12 protein-coding genes (1 of these 12 cut by a window edge) are annotated in these 14,163 nt (G+C 59.9%); 4 read left to right on the forward strand and 8 right to left on the reverse strand.

The features are described from left to right. The 5 genes in view from ACEVBK_RS17690 to ACEVBK_RS17710 are tightly spaced (at most 12 nt apart) and all read right to left on the reverse strand, a layout consistent with a single transcriptional unit that may run on beyond the window. Positions 1–430 carry the beginning of an ABC transporter ATP-binding protein gene (locus tag ACEVBK_RS17690; protein WP_375056210.1) on the reverse strand. It extends 599 nt beyond the left edge of the window, so only the first 430 of its 1,029 coding nucleotides appear in the window; it begins with the start codon at positions 428–430; its stop codon lies off the left edge, out of view. Beyond that, positions 430–1,407, reverse strand: coding sequence for an ABC transporter ATP-binding protein (locus tag ACEVBK_RS17695; RefSeq protein ID WP_375056211.1), 978 nt, complete (start codon positions 1,405–1,407; stop codon positions 430–432). The genes ACEVBK_RS17690 and ACEVBK_RS17695 overlap by 1 nt, the downstream gene beginning before the upstream one ends. Continuing rightward, a complete protein-coding gene (locus tag ACEVBK_RS17700; protein ID WP_375056212.1) occupies positions 1,407–3,209 on the reverse strand; it encodes an extracellular solute-binding protein in 1,803 nt (600 codons plus the stop codon). Before ACEVBK_RS17700 ends, ACEVBK_RS17695 begins: the two co-directional genes overlap by 1 nt. A 12-nt stretch (positions 3,210–3,221) precedes the next feature. Beyond that, entirely contained in the window at positions 3,222–4,268 is a 1,047-nt protein-coding gene (locus ACEVBK_RS17705; protein WP_375056213.1) for an ABC transporter permease, read from the reverse strand. Next, positions 4,261–5,280: an ABC transporter permease subunit gene (locus ACEVBK_RS17710; RefSeq protein WP_375058599.1), complete on the reverse strand. Its 1,020-nt coding sequence runs from the start codon at positions 5,278–5,280 to the stop codon at positions 4,261–4,263. Before ACEVBK_RS17710 ends, ACEVBK_RS17705 begins: the two co-directional genes overlap by 8 nt. Positions 5,281–5,526: 246 nt before the next feature. Here ACEVBK_RS17710 and metN point away from each other — a divergent pair, with 246 nt between their 5' ends. The 4 genes from metN to rfaH all read left to right on the forward strand — a co-directional run bounded on the left by metN (position 5,527) and on the right by rfaH (position 8,643). Then, the gene (gene metN, locus ACEVBK_RS17715; protein WP_375056214.1) at positions 5,527–6,570 is read left to right on the forward strand and encodes a methionine ABC transporter ATP-binding protein MetN; all 1,044 of its coding nucleotides are present in this window, start codon (positions 5,527–5,529) and stop codon (positions 6,568–6,570) included. Then, positions 6,551–7,204 carry a methionine ABC transporter permease gene (locus ACEVBK_RS17720; protein WP_375056215.1) on the forward strand — a complete coding sequence of 218 codons (654 nt, stop codon included), beginning with the start codon at positions 6,551–6,553 and terminating at the stop codon, positions 7,202–7,204. The genes metN and ACEVBK_RS17720 overlap by 20 nt, the downstream gene beginning before the upstream one ends. Positions 7,205–7,228: 24 nt before the next feature. Then, on the forward strand, positions 7,229–8,050 hold the full coding sequence (locus ACEVBK_RS17725) for a MetQ/NlpA family lipoprotein (RefSeq protein ID WP_375056216.1): 822 nt from the start codon (positions 7,229–7,231) through the stop codon (positions 8,048–8,050). 95 nt (positions 8,051–8,145) lie between these two features. Beyond that, positions 8,146–8,643, forward strand: a complete 498-nt coding sequence (rfaH, locus tag ACEVBK_RS17730; RefSeq protein ID WP_375056217.1) for a transcription/translation regulatory transformer protein RfaH — start codon at positions 8,146–8,148, stop codon at positions 8,641–8,643. Between the two features lie 15 nt (positions 8,644–8,658). On the opposite strand, the gene ACEVBK_RS17735 is transcribed toward rfaH, so the two are convergent. The 3 genes from ACEVBK_RS17735 to arcB all read right to left on the reverse strand — a co-directional run bounded on the left by ACEVBK_RS17735 (position 8,659) and on the right by arcB (position 13,651). After that, a complete protein-coding gene (locus tag ACEVBK_RS17735; RefSeq protein ID WP_375056218.1) occupies positions 8,659–9,852 on the reverse strand; it encodes an inverse autotransporter beta domain-containing protein in 1,194 nt (397 codons plus the stop codon). A gap of 116 nt (positions 9,853–9,968) precedes the next feature. Beyond that, entirely contained in the window at positions 9,969–11,324 is a 1,356-nt protein-coding gene (gene dgt / locus ACEVBK_RS17740; RefSeq protein ID WP_375056219.1) for a dGTPase, read from the reverse strand. Next, complete coding sequence (gene arcB, locus ACEVBK_RS17745; protein WP_375056220.1) at positions 11,321–13,651, reverse strand: aerobic respiration two-component sensor histidine kinase ArcB; 2,331 nt, start codon at positions 13,649–13,651, stop codon at positions 11,321–11,323. The genes dgt and arcB overlap by 4 nt, the downstream gene beginning before the upstream one ends. Positions 13,652–14,163: the final 512 nt, after the last annotated feature.

The following is a 14,163-nucleotide window of genomic DNA, read 5'->3' on the forward strand; positions in this document are numbered from 1 at the left end:
CCGGCAACCCCACTCGTTCCAGCAGCTCCGCCGCCCATTGCCGCTGTTCACGCGCCGATCCCAGCCCATGAATAACAAAGGGTTCCTGCAGTATGGTGGCTATGGTGTGGCGGGCGTTGAGGGACTCCTGAGGATCCTGGAACACCAGTTGCATCTGCCGTCGCAGGGGGCGCATCTGCCCCTTCGAATAGCCGGTGATATTTTCCCCATCGAACAGGATCCGGCCCGCGGTGGGGTCGTGCAGTTTCAGCACGGCCCGAGCCAGGGTCGATTTGCCGCAACCGGATTCGCCCACCAGCCCCAGGGTCTTGCCCGCCTCCAGTTCGAAGCTGACCCCATCGACCGCATAGAGGGTCTTGCCCCGACGCAGCAGGCCACCTCCCAGGGTAAAGTACTGTTTCAACTCTTCCACTTTCAGCAGCACGCTCATCAGCCCCACTCCCGCCAGTGATGACACCAGACGCTGTGTCCCACCACCGCCAGTTCCGCATCCGGCTGCTGCCGGCAGCGATCGGTGGCATGAGGGCAACGATTGGCGAAGCGGCAGCCGGCAACCTGCTCTTCGATGGAAGGCACCTGGCCCTTGATGGTCGGCAGGAGCGTCTTGCTGATCCGGTCCAGCCGGGGAATGGCTGACAGCAATCCCTGGGTATAGGGATGGAGGGGGCGCTCGAAGATATCGAACACCCCGGCCTGCTCGGCGCTGCGGCCGGCGTACATTACCAGCACCTGGTCGCATACCTGGGCGACCACTCCCAGGTCATGGGTGATAAAAATCACCGCCATACCGGTCTTTTGCTGCAGCTCCCGGATCAGGTGCAGAATCTGCGCCTGGATGGTCACATCCAGCGCCGTGCTGGGCTCATCACAGATCAGTAGATCCGGTTCGCAGGCCAGGGCCATGGCGATCATGACCCGCTGACGCATGCCGCCGGACAACTGATGGGGGTAAGATCCGAGCCGGGCCTCAGGCTCCGGTATCCCTACCTGGCGCAGCATTTCCGCCGCCTGGATCCAACGTTCCCGCTTACCGAGTTCGGGGCGGTGCAGTTCGTAGACCTCCATCAACTGGCGGCCGACACTGTGCACCGGATTCAGCGCCGTCATCGGCTCCTGGAAGATCATGGCTATCTTGTTGCCGCGGATGCGATAACGCTGCTCGGCAGTCAGGGTCAGCAGGTCCTGGCCCTGGAACAGGGCCTGACCGCCGACCACCCGGCCGGCCGGCCTGGGCAACAACCCCAGCAGGCTCAGCGCGGTCACGCTCTTGCCGCAACCGGATTCTCCCACCAGCCCCAGGGTCTGACCTGCGAACACCGAGAAGCTCACGTCGTCCACCACCCGAAAGCTGCCGGCTTCGGTGGTGAAACTGACCGCCAGGTTGTCGACCATCAGCAAGGGACTCATCAGGGCTCCTTGCGCCGCCAGGTTTCCACCACGTCCAGCACCGGCTCATAGGTTTTACCGCCGGCCTTGATCTCGGCCCTCAATGCCTCATCGATCCAGAACAGGCCGCCGGTGCTGTGGGGAGCACCTTCCATGGGCCAGAACAGGGAGGCCGACTGGGCCGTGCCCTTAGCCTCGGGCAGCTTCACATAACGCCAGTAGGCTTCCCGGGTGTAGGGTACCTGATAGCCGGGAATAAAGACGGCCAGATCGTGCACACGCTGCTGGATCCGGCGGGAAATGGCTGCCTTGGCGTCCAGATCCATGGTGATCCGGTATTCCTCTACCAAGGTATCCAACTGTTCGTCGCTGACATTGAACAGGTTGTTGGTCTGGGGCTTGTCGGCGTTGGCCGAATGGAAAAACTCCCAGTACTGGGGATAGAGACCACCGCCTCCCCAGCCCAGCCAAGCCGCCTCGTGCTTCTTCTCCAGCATGGCCTTGAAGCCGGTGGCACCGTCCACCAGGTTGAGCTGCAGATCCAGCCCCGCCTTGCGGGCCTCCTCCCGCAGTATCGCCAGCCGGGCGGTGTGCTCCTGGGTGGTGTAGGTCACCGCCAGGCTAAGGCGATCGCCGGCGGCGTTCATCAATATGCCGCCGGGACCCTGGCGACTGTAGCCGGCTTCGGCGAACAGGGCCCGCGCCCGCTCGATATCGAATGGCCGGGCTTTGATACCGGTGTCGGTGAAGTCGCCATAACCGGTACCGAAGCTGTGCATGCGCTCGTAGTCACCACGCAGTATGGTGTCCAGCATGCGCTGCATGTTGATGGCGTGGGCGATACCTTCCCGTACCCGGACGTCCCGCAGCCGCGGATGGGCGGTGTTGAGATGCAGCCCCTGGGGTCCCTGCTGGATATCGTTGTAGAACCAGATGCGGTTGATCAGACCGTTACGATACTCGGGGGTATCGGTCTTGTCGTGCCACCACTCGGGCAGGATAAGGCCGAAGGTGTCAACGTCGCCCCGCAGGAAGTGGCGGTAGGCAATATTCAGATCCCGCACCACGGTCAAGCGGATCTCGTCCACGTTGAAACGGTGCCGGTAGTAGGTGAGATCATTACCCCACCAGTCGTCCAGCCGTTTGAAGGTAATGGCGCGTCCCCGCCGCACGTCGCTTACCACATAGGCGCCGGTCACCGGCACCACTTCCCAGTTGTAACGGCGCACCCAGTCCTCGCTCAACTCATAGAAATGCTTGGGCTGGGGGGTGAGGCCGACGGTATTGAGCAGCTCGCGCCGGCTCTTGGGATTGCCGGCGGTCACCGAGAGGGTATGGTCGTCGTATTTGGTGATGTCGACGATCTCTTCCGTATAGTAGTTGTTGTACCAGGGCGCGCGGATCACTTCGGAGCGCATGAACTCCAGGGCGAACAGGAAATCATCGGCGGTAACCGGCACCCCGTCGGACCAGCGGGCCTCGGGGTTTAGCCGGAAATACATGGTCCTGTCATCGTCGCCGAAGGCCCAGTGGGTGGCCAGGGCCGGAATAGGGTTCTCGGTTTCCGGGTGCAGGCCGTAGAGGCCGAGCTGGTTTTCCAGGATAAAGGAACGGAAGGCAGTGTTGGAGTCCGGCCCCACGGTGCGGAAGGTGAGCGGGAAGCTCAACATCATCATATTGAACTCGCCGCCTCGCCTGGCCTCGGGCGAGGCAAAGATGGGATCCTGGTCGTTGCTCTGCCACTCCAGATCGGCGGGCAATTCGGCGGCCACCAGGCCGAAGGCCAGACAGCAGAGGGTCAGTATCGAAGTCAGTTTTTTCATCGCGTTCCCTGCCTATTCGTAACGGGAAAAATGTTTGGGGTCGAAGGCTTCACGGATCGCCTCACCGATAAAGGACACGGTGATCAGCACCAGGGATACCGCCGTCACCACCGAGGCCACTATCCAGGGCGCATCCAGGTTGTTGACCCCCTGGCGCAGCAATTCCCCCCAACTGGGAGTGGGCGGTGGCAGGCCGAAACCGAGGTAGTCGAGCGCCGTCAACAAGGAAATATTGGCCACCACGGTAAAGGGTGCCAGGGTCACCACCATCATCAGGGTATTGGGCAGGATATGGTGCACTATGATGCGCCCGAGGCCCGCGCCCTGGGCCCGCGCCGCCAGCACATAGTCCCGAGCCTTCTCCTTGTAGGTGAGGGTACGCATGTACCAGGTGATGCCCATCCAGCCAAACAATACGTTGATGCCTACAAACAGCATAAAGTTAGGGTGGGTCAGGGACACCAGTATCATGATCACATAGAGAAAGGGCACCTGGGACCAGATCTCGATGAAACGCTGGAAGAAAAGGTCGAACTTGCCTCCCACGAACCCCATCAGGCACCCCAGCATCACGCCGATGGCATAGCTGGCGGTGAGGGCGATAAAGGCAAAGCCCACGGCGGTTCTGAAGCCGTACACCAGCCGGGCCAGTATGTCCCTTCCCGAACTGTCGGTGCCGAGGAAGTGCCGATGCTCCAGGTTGGGGGCATTGGGCGGGAAACTGCCGGCGCCGTAGTCCTGCTCATAGGGGCTCCAGGGCACCGGCGGCAGCAGCACCCAGTTGCCGGGCTGCTCCGCCAGCAATTGTTTCAGTTCCCGGTAATCGGTCTCGTACCGGTAACCGAGCCCGAAGGTATCACCGGTGATCACGGCGCCGTAGGTGGGAAAATAGAGCCTGCCTTCATACTTGACCAGCAGCGCCCTATTGTTGGCCCACAGTTCGGCACAGAGCGCCAACAGCACCATCAGCATAAACAGGCAGAAGGCGTAATAACCACGGCGAATGCTGCGAAAGCGCCGCAGTTTCTTGCGAGTCAGATCGGAGAGGAAGCTAGCCATCGAAACGCACCCTGGGATCCACCAGTGCCACACAGATATCTGACAGTATATTGCCCACCAGCATCAGCAGCGAGGTGATGGCGAGGATCCCCATCACCACCGGATAGTCCCGCTCCACCACCGCCTCGTAACCGAGCAGCCCCAGGCCGTCGATGTTGAAGATCACTTCGATGAGGAAGGAACCGGCGAAAAACACCGAAATCACGTTGCCGAAATGGCTGGCGATGGGGATCAGGCTGTTGCGCAGGGCATGGCGGGTCACCGCCTTGCGAAAGGGCAGCCCCTTGGCCACGGCGGTACGCACATAGTCGGCGGAAAGGTTTTCCATCAGGCTGTTCTTCATGGTCATGGTCAGCACCGCGAAGTCGCCGATGGCGTAGGCGATGAGCGGCAGCAGGGCATGGTGGAACAGGTTGAACGTCTTGGGCCAGAAACCGTCCAGATAGTAAAAATCATCCCCCACGAAACCGCCCATCGGAAACCAGCCGAGCTGGAAGGCGAACACGGTAAGCAGAAAAATCCCCACCACATAGGCCGGCAGGGCATAGCCGGCGTAGATCAGCATGGAGCTGATGCTGTCGAAACGGCTATTGTGTTTCAGTGCTTTGAGGATACCGAGCGGAATGGAGACCAGGTAACTGAGTAGGAAGGTGCTGATACCGAAAAAGGCGGAGACCGGCAGTCGTTCCTTGATCAACTCCCACACCGGCAGGTAATAGCGGGTCGACTCCCCCAGATCCAGCCGCACCAGCTTGTTGAGCCAGTCCCAGTAGGCGGTCATCATCGGCTTGTCCAGGCCGTAAAAAGCTTTGAGTTCATCGATCTGTTCGGACGACAGCACCTGGCTGCCTCTGGTGCTCTGGCTGAACTCGCTGCCCACCAACTGGCTTTCCATCAGCATCCGTTCCACCGGGCCGCCCGGCACGAAACGGGTAATGGCAAACACCACCAGGGTGATGCCCAGAAAGGTGGGGATCAGCAACAGTAACCGACGCAGAAAATACTGGCCCATAATCTCCCTTATCATTCCTTCCCTGAACAGGATACAGCCGGGGCTCAGCGATACCCTATCCCATTCGCAACTCGTTTAGCAAGACGGATGCCACTCCGTTCAACGTCGGCGGCGGCAGGGAAATTTACATTGACTTGGACGTCCAGACGGCCTAGCATCCACTGCCATTAGTGATGCTTGCATGACTTGTCTCTACACTCATCTGTTATCACAGTGGATAACCATACCGGAAGGGCTCATCCTCCGATGATCAAACTAATCAATGTCAGTAAACGCTACGGCGAGGGTGAAGGCGCCGTACACGCCGTCAGGAACGTGAACCTGGAGGTGGCGGCCGGCCAGATCATGGGGGTCATCGGTGAATCCGGTGCCGGCAAGAGCACCCTGATCCGCTGCGTCAACATGTTGGAACGCCCTACCGAAGGCAACGTCATCGTGGCCGGTCAGGATCTGACCCGGCTCGGCAACGGCGAGCTGCCCAAGGCCCGGCGCAATATCGGCATGATCTTCCAGCACTTCAACCTGCTTTCCTCCCGTACCGTGTTCGCCAACGTGGCCCTGCCCCTGGAGCTGGCGGGCATGGACAAGGCCACCATCAGGAACAGGGTGAATGAACTGCTGGAGCTGGTGGGCCTGTCCCACCGGGCCAAGGCCTATCCGAGCGAATTGTCTGGCGGCCAGAAACAGCGGGTGGCTATCGCCCGTGCCCTGGCCCCCCAGCCCAAGGTGTTGCTGTGCGACGAGGCCACCTCGGCCCTGGATCCCCAGACTACCCAGTCCATCCTGACCTTGCTGAAAGACATCAACAAGAAACTGGGCCTGACCATACTGCTGATCACCCACGAGATGCAGGTGGTCAAGAACATCTGCGATCGGGTCGCCATCATCAATGACGGCGAGCTGGTCGAGCAGGGCGAAGTAGCCTGGTTCTTTGCCAACGCCAAGACCGAGCTGGCCCGCCGTTTTATCGCCTCCACCATCCATCTGGAGATACCGGAGGAATACCGGCGCCGGCTATCGGCCGAGCCGGTGGCAAACACCCTGCCCCTGGTGCGGCTGGGCTTCACCGGCGAGACAGTGGATACTCCGCTGATCTCCATCCTCAGCCGTGAGCTGGGGGTGGACGTGACCATCCTCAGCGCCGACATCGAATACGCGGGCGGGGTCAAGTTCGGCTTTATGCTGGCCGAGCTGGAAGGCCAACCGGAACAGACCCGGGCCGCCCTCGCCTATCTTCAGGATCACAAAATTCAGGTGGAGTTACTCGGTTATGTCCGACGCCATGATTAATCTGCTGCTGTCTGCCCTGTGGGAAACCCTGATCATGACCTTCGGCTCCGGGGCCATCGCCTGTGTCCTGGGCATCCCTCTGGGCATCGCCCTGCATGTGAGCAAGCCGGGGCAAATCTGGGAGAACAAGGCCTTCAACAAGGTGCTGGGCACCGTGGTCAATATCGGCCGTTCGGTTCCCTTTATCATCTTGCTGGTGGCCATCATCCCCTTTACCCGGTTCGTAGTCGGCACCAGCATCGGTACCATGGCGGCGGTGGTCCCCCTGACCGTGGCGGCCATTCCCTTCGTGGCCCGGCTGATGGAAGGGGCGCTGATGGAAATCCCCGCCGGCCTGGTAGAAGCAGCCCAGGCCATGGGGGCTCGGCGGATACAGATCATCTACAAGGTGTTGTTGCCCGAGGCCCTGCCCGGCATGCTCAACGGTATCATCATCACCCTGGTGACCCTGGTGAACTATTCGGCCATGGCCGGGGCCATCGGCGGCGGCGGCCTGGGGGATGTAGGAATTCGTTACGGTTATCAGCGCTTCGATCCCCAGATCATGCTGATCACCGTGGTGATGCTGGTGGTACTGGTACAAATCATCCAAAGCGCCGGCGAACGCCTGGTGGCTTATGTGGATCATCGTTGATTTATATAAACAAGGAGTTATCCCATGAAGTTAGGTTTCAAATCGTTCGCCACCCTCGGTGTTCTCGCCTCGGCCCTGGCCCTGGCCGGCTGCGGTGAGCAGGCCCAAGACGCCGAAGCCCCCGCCAAGCCCCTGCGCCTGGGCGTAATTGCCGGCGCCGAAGAACAGGTGGCGGAAGTGGCGGTCAAGGTCGCCAAGGAACAATACGGCCTGGAGGTGGAGCTGGTATCCTTCAGCGACTACGTCACCCCCAACGTGGCCCTGAACGACGGCAGCCTGGATATCAACGCCTTCCAGCACAAGCCTTATCTGGACAAGCAAATCGCCGATCGCGGCTATACGCTGGTGCCGGTGGCCAATACCTTCGTCTATCCCATCGCCGGCTATTCCAAGTCCATCCAGTCCCTGGATGAGCTGGCCGACGGCGCCAAGGTAGCCGTGCCCAACGATCCCACCAACCTGGGCCGCAGCCTGCTGCTGCTGGAACAACAGGGCCTGATCGAGGTGGACGATGCGGTCGGCCTGGAAGCCACCCCCCTCAACATCACCGCCAACCCGAAAAACCTGCAAATCATCGAGCTGGAAGCCCCCCAATTGCCCCGCTCCCTGGATGATGTGGCCTTTGCGGTGATCAACACCACCTATGCCTCCCAGATCGACCTGCTGCCGACCCGTGACGGCCTGTTCGTGGAAGACAAGGACTCCCCCTACGTCAACCTGATCGTGGCCCGGGAAAACAACCAGAGCGACGAGCGGGTACAGACCTTCGTCCAGGCCTACCAGAGCGAAGAAGTCTACCAGGCGGCCCTGGAACTGTTTAAAGGCGGTGTAGTCAAGGGCTGGTAATCACCGTTCATAATCCGGTCAAGGTCACGGCGAGCCGTGGCCTTTTTTATTTCTACTGTCATAATGGTGGTTTAAACCACGAGCCAGGGTGTTCTATGAATAAGTGGTATCTGGCCCATTGCCGGCCCCGGGAAGAAAACAGGGCCTTGCAGAACCTGAATAACCAGGACATCGAGGCCTTCTATCCCTTCGTGGAGGTCCAGAAAATAGTCCGGGGGAAGCAAGTCAGCCGTACCGAGGCCCTGTTTCCCGGCTATATATTTATCCGCGTCGATCTGGAACTCACCAGTTCCACCACCATCAGTTCCACACGCGGTATCCGCAATCTGGTGCGCTTCGGCACCCTGCCCTGTGTAGTGCCCTCGGAACTGGTCTACGAGCTGATGTGCCGCTCGGACAGCGACGAATTGCGGGAGAAACTCAGCGATATCCCCAAATGCGGCGATCGGGTCCTGATCAGCGAAGGCCCCTTTACCGGCCTGGAAGCCATTTACCAGGAAGCCGACGGCAACACCCGCGCCATACTGCTGCTGACCCTGCTACAAAAGGAAACCAAGGCGAGTATAGCCAACACCGACTATACCCGGCTGTAACCGGCGCAGAGCGGCTTATCGATGTTCCAGCACCATGACCTTATGGTGCTGCAAGGGATGGTAACGATCATAACGCGGCCGGTGATCCGGGCTTTGCCACCATTGGCCAGGCGACACCAGCAGGGGCAGCTCGATACCCAGCCTCACCCTGGATTCAAACTTGTCCTTACTGTTGCTCAGCAGGGAAGTCTGCAGACGAAAGATGCGCCAGGGGACATAGTTAATCGACCATTGGCGGGAGGCCGCCGCCTTGTACTTGTCACCACTGCCGAACAGGCTGAGCTGCCGTCCCTGCCACTGGTACTGTTGGCTGGATACGCTGAGCCCGGGCAAAAAACCGAGTCGCCCCTCGCCAAACCACATTTGTCCCGAGGCGGGCCGTTCCAGGCCTCCCAAACCCGGCTTCCAGTCGGACATTGCCTGGTACTGGCCGGCACCCAGGATCCAGTCCGGATGACTCAAAAACAGCAACAAGCCGCCACGGTGATGCGCCGGCTGCGGCTGATAGTCAAAAACAGGCTCCACATGAACGCTTGCATGCCGACTCAACCGCTGCCGGAAGTGAACCCCAAACTGATAGGTAAGACGTTCTTCCCGATAGTCCAGCCCCAGCTCACCGTGTAGCTGCGAGGTCACGGGCAGGGCCATTCGGCTGTTCAGGCGAGGATCCTTGTTAAAAAGCGGCAGCTGATAATCCCATTCCCAGTCCTCGGGATTCAGCCAGGGCAAAGTCCTGAGTTGCTGAGCACCGAATAACAGGGTGTCGTCGGTAAAGCTGGCGGTCTGCTGCTCGACAAACTGATCCAGCTGGTCGGTCGCGGCGGCCTTGGCGGCGGACGCAATCGCCAGCAAGAGCTGATCGGTTTTAGGAGCCGCATCGGGATCCGGCGGCCCCAACTGGGGTAGTACGGAGGCGGTGGCTGTCTGCGGCATCCTCTCCGGAGATGAGGTTGCCGCCGGCGTCCGGCCGGCAACCTCAGCAGGCAACGGGGGGCGATCCGGCACCCAAATCCAGTCACCGGCAGCCAGGGGCGCCATAAAGCGCTCACGGTTAAACTCCCATCGCAACCGATGCTCGCTCAGTTGAAAGCGCCCCGCCAACGAACTCCAGCTATCGCCGAGATCAACCTGATACATGACCATCACCGGACCGGACGCTTGCAGCAAGGCACTGAATAACAGCGAACACAGCAGTGTTATATAACGCATGTCCCGGCTTCCTCGGACAACCCCATTACATGCCCAGTCCGCCATCAGCCGGGGGCAACGCCGGCCACTCCGCGTGACGACAACCCAGGCCCCAGTGTCATTACCCTATGGTCGGATCAGCCCTGAAAACCGCACAACAGACGATATTCTTCCAGGACATAAGTGTCGGTCATACCACTGACGAAATCCAGCAACAGCCGGACCCGGAAATACCATTCCCGCTCTTGCTCATTCTCAAAATAGCCGGCACTCCGGCTATCACGCCGATAGGCGGCCAGGTGACGGGGCGGCAGGCGGTGATAGAGCCTGCGCAGTACCAGGCCATTGGCGTCCTGCCGCTGCTCCAGGCTGGTGAATTCCTGCATCGGCAGCGCCAGCAAGGGCGCAAAGGCCTCCAGCACCCCCTTCAGGGCGGCAAAACCGGACAGCTCCAGCGCTTCCACCTCACGCCGCTTGAACACCCGCCGGTGGGCGAAGTCTTTCAGCCACTGCAGCGCCTGGGCTGGCGCCTGTTCGACCGCCAGCAAGGGAGAGGCATGCACACCGTCGAGAATGGCCTGGTGATGCAACAGATACTGTTCGCTGACCAAGGCCAGCAGATCCTGGTTGATGCCCTGGCGGAAGCGGCTGAAAAAGCCGGGTTCTGCCACCTCCGCCTCCCGCCAGCGGGACCGGAGGTAGTCGTTGCCCTCGCTCAGCAGGGCCTGCTCCAGCTCCGCCAGACTGAGCACCCCCCGGTCTACCGCATCTTCCAGATCGGCGACCCCATAGGCCATATCGTCGGCCGCCTCCATCAGGTAGGTGAGCGGGTAACGTCCCCGGGCGGTGCTCGGGAAGCGGGCTCGGATCTGCTGCACCAAAGGACGTTCACTGAAAAAATGTCCCGGCTTTTGCTGCCACAACCCCGCGGTCCTGCGCTGGTAGGCTCCGCGCACGTACTTCTGCAAGGCGGCCAACTGGCTCAGGGTCAGGTTCAGCCCCTGCAGGCTGTGCAACAGCCGCAGACTCTGGGCGTTGCCCTCGAACTGACGCAGATCCGCCATCAGCATGGGCCACTGGCGGGAACCTTTGCCCACCGCCTGGCGGAACAGCGCCGGCAAGCGGGAACCGAGCCAGTCGATGATAACCACTTCGCCGAAATGGCCAAACGGCGGGTTACCCACGTCATGCAGCAGACAGGCCATCTCCACCAGGCTGATAAAGGCTTCCTTGTCCACCTCCTGCGCTACCCCGGGCAACACCGTCAAGGCCAACTGCCGACCGGTTTCCTTGACCTCCAGAGAATGGGTCAGCCGGCTGCGCACCGAGGCCTTGACGTCGAGGGGAAACACCTGGGTCTTTTGCTGTAACCGGCGCACCGGCGAACATTGCACTATACGGCTGCGATCCGCCTCTATCGCCTGCAAAGCGGTTTCCTGCTCCGCCCCCGGCTCCAACCGCTCCCCGAGTATCAGTTCCCGATAAAAGCTCATGCTCTGCTCTCCAGCCAGTGTCGCAACGTCGCCAGATCGGAAGGTAGCCGGCGATTCAATTCGACGATCCAGGCTTCCACCTGCTCCCACCAATCGGGCAGCTCGGGGCTCTGGATTCGTTGGGCCAGCAGTTGAATCCGTTTCAGTCCCACCGAGCCCGCCGCCCCCTTGATCTTGTGAGCTTCGTCGACGATGCCTTCCTGTTGTCTTTGCACCATAAACTGATTCAACCGTGCCAGGTAACCGTCCGCCATCTGCTCCAGCAGCTCGACACTGGAAAGCAGGGCCATGGCGCCGACCGTCTCTACATAATCGTCCAGAAACATCCGATCCAGCACGCCATCATCCACCGGCTCGGGGGCCGGCGGCACCGGTGCCAGCGGCTGGGGCCGATGGGCAAAAAAGCGGGCCAAGACTCCCTTGATGGCCTTGGAGGACAATGGCTTGCTGATGGCATCATCCATGCCTCCGGCCAGATATTGCTGCTTGTCGCTGATCACATTGGCCGTCAACGCCACCAGCGGCGGCAGCGCGCCGCCTTTGGCCTTTGCTTCTTCCCGCAGGCGGACGGCGATATCGAAGCCGGTCATGTCCGGCAACTGGATATCGAGGAAGACAAGATCAAAGGCGCGCCCGGACAGCAGGGTGAAGGCTTCAGCCCCATCCCGGGCCACCGTAACCCTGTGCCCCAGCTTTTCCAGCAGGGCACGGGCCACGGTGATATTGAGCTCCACGTCCTCCACCAGCAACACGGAAAGAGAAGGCAACTGGGACAGCGCCGGATCGTCCACCGGCGCCTGAGCCCTGGGAACGACGATGGTGACGCTGAAACAGGAGCCTTCCCCCGGCTCGCTGTCCAGCTCTATGGTGCCGTGCATGGCATCCACCAGCTGTTGGGACACCGCCAGGCCGATACCGGTCCCGGTGGCGTGCTTCTTCCCTTCAATCTGGAAATAGAGCGCGAAGATCTTCTGCTGCAGCTCCGCCGGAATGCCGATACCGGTGTCTTCGATATCGAAGCGCAGGGTCACCTGCCCCGGCGTCAGTTCGTCGGCCATGCAGCGGATGGTGACGCCGCCGTCGTCGGTGAACTTGACCGCGTTGCCCACCAGGTTCCACAGCACCTGGCGCAACCGGGTGCCGTCCGCCAATATCCACTCCGGCATGTCGCCGTCCCGATCGAAATGCAGGTAGAGCCCTTTCTGCTCCGCCTGCAGCCGGGCCAGGCTCTCCAGATCGTCGAGGAAACCGGGGAAGTCCATCGGCTCCGGCGCCAGTTCCAGCCGGCTGCGATCCAGCTTGTCCAGATCGATGATGTCATTGAAGATATTACCCAGGGTGACGGCGCTGAAATGGATGGTCTTGAGATGCTGGCGCTGCTCAGGGCTGAGTTCGGTAGCCAGCAGGATCCGGCTCAGGCCCACGATGCCGTTGAGCGGGGTACGCAGTTCATGGCTGATGGTGGAGATAAAGGTGGTCTTGTCGCGGCTGGCCTTTTCCAGCTCTTCCTGGTAACGCTTGCGCTCGGTGATATCCCGGCCAAAGCCGAGCAGCCCCAGGCGCTTGCCGTTACGATCAAAAAACGGCACCTTGCGCAGTTCGAAGCAGGCTCGTCGACCGTCCGGGTATTGCAGCCATTGCTCATAGGTCTGGCTCTCGTTGCGGGCGAACACTTCCTTGTCGGTCTCCACCACCTTTTCCGCCACGTCTTCCGGATACACATCATGGGGGGTCAAGCCGATCAGTTCCTTCTCCTGCCGGCCAAGCAGGCTTTCCATGGCCCTGTTGCAGCCGGAAAACTCCTCCAGTTCGTTGCGGTAATACACCAGATCCGGCGAGGTATCGATAAAAGAGCGCAGCAGGGCGGAGCGTTCCTGGGACTCCATCTGCGCCTTCTCCCGCTGGTAGACCTCCGCTTCCAGATCTTCGATGGCCTGCTGGCGGGCCGCTTCCGCCTTGTGGGTTTCTTCTATCTGGCGGTTGAGCAGCTGTATTTTTTCCTGCAATTCATTGTTGAGCTCAAGATCTCGTTCCCGCATCTGTTGCAAGCGTTGCACCAGGCGACTGAGCCGCTGGCGGGAATCTTCCAGTTGATCCACCACCACCGACAGAAAGTACACCGCCCAGGGCGTCACCAGCAGGCCGAAGAAGATGGAGCGCACCAGATCGATGGATTCAACCGAGCCACGCAGAAACAGGGTCACCCCTACCTGGATAAAAATCGCCAACAAGATGATACAGGCCGCCAGCAACATGCTGAAACGCACTATGCCCAGCTTGGTCATCAAATCAACGTAGTATTGGGCCCAGGTTTTTATGGGTTTCATCAAGATTTCCCTTCAACAACGGCAGAAAGGCAGGATACCGGCTAACAGGCGGGCTGTCATGTCGATGATAAGACGGCCCGTACCCGGTTGCGTCCAAAGAAATACGGCCGCTGTCGGCCAACAGGTAACTTTATGTCAAGCTTGCCGCCGAGGATGATTAATGGTTAAAAATGGAAAAGTTATGCAACAAAAATGAATTTATAAGCATATGATGCCAAAGGGTTTTCTTTCCCCTGACCCCTGACCCCATCGGCGGGAGGGCCGGTAAAATTGCGAGCCAGCTCAAAGCTTGGGGATAAAGTGTAGTAAAAAAACAACAAAAAACATTGAAATTTATATTATCCTGCAACACTTCCACAACCAAGATAAAGTATCGACATAAAATATATATGTGAGATTTATAACCAAACATCCTGGTTTTTCATTGAAATATCCTACTTTACCCCACTCCAAACAGCCACTTACGGCTTCATTTCTTTAATTGACCTCACAAAAAATTCCCTATAGTTTGG

The sequence above is a fragment of the Zobellella sp. DQSA1 genome, from assembly GCF_041950555.1.
GTDB lineage: Bacteria > Pseudomonadota > Gammaproteobacteria > Enterobacterales > Aeromonadaceae > Oceanimonas.

Excerpts from the sequence above, each read along its gene's own strand:
- ACEVBK_RS17725 (WP_375056216.1), top strand. The coding sequence starts at position 7,229 with ATGAAGTTAGGTTTCAAATCGTTCGCCACCCTCGGTGTTCTCGCCTCG.
- dgt (WP_375056219.1), bottom strand. The coding sequence starts at position 11,324 with ATGAGCTTTTATCGGGAACTGATACTCGGGGAGCGGTTGGAGCCGGGG.
- ACEVBK_RS17695 (WP_375056211.1), bottom strand. The coding sequence starts at position 1,407 with ATGAGTCCCTTGCTGATGGTCGACAACCTGGCGGTCAGTTTCACCACC.
- metN (WP_375056214.1), top strand. The coding sequence starts at position 5,527 with ATGATCAAACTAATCAATGTCAGTAAACGCTACGGCGAGGGTGAAGGC.
- ACEVBK_RS17735 (WP_375056218.1), bottom strand. The coding sequence starts at position 9,852 with ATGCGTTATATAACACTGCTGTGTTCGCTGTTATTCAGTGCCTTGCTG.
- rfaH (WP_375056217.1), top strand. The coding sequence starts at position 8,146 with ATGAATAAGTGGTATCTGGCCCATTGCCGGCCCCGGGAAGAAAACAGG.
- ACEVBK_RS17720 (WP_375056215.1), top strand. The coding sequence starts at position 6,551 with ATGTCCGACGCCATGATTAATCTGCTGCTGTCTGCCCTGTGGGAAACC.
- arcB (WP_375056220.1), bottom strand. The coding sequence starts at position 13,651 with ATGAAACCCATAAAAACCTGGGCCCAATACTACGTTGATTTGATGACC.
- ACEVBK_RS17700 (WP_375056212.1), bottom strand. The coding sequence starts at position 3,209 with ATGAAAAAACTGACTTCGATACTGACCCTCTGCTGTCTGGCCTTCGGC.
- ACEVBK_RS17705 (WP_375056213.1), bottom strand. The coding sequence starts at position 4,268 with ATGGCTAGCTTCCTCTCCGATCTGACTCGCAAGAAACTGCGGCGCTTT.
- ACEVBK_RS17710 (WP_375058599.1), bottom strand. The coding sequence starts at position 5,280 with ATGGGCCAGTATTTTCTGCGTCGGTTACTGTTGCTGATCCCCACCTTT.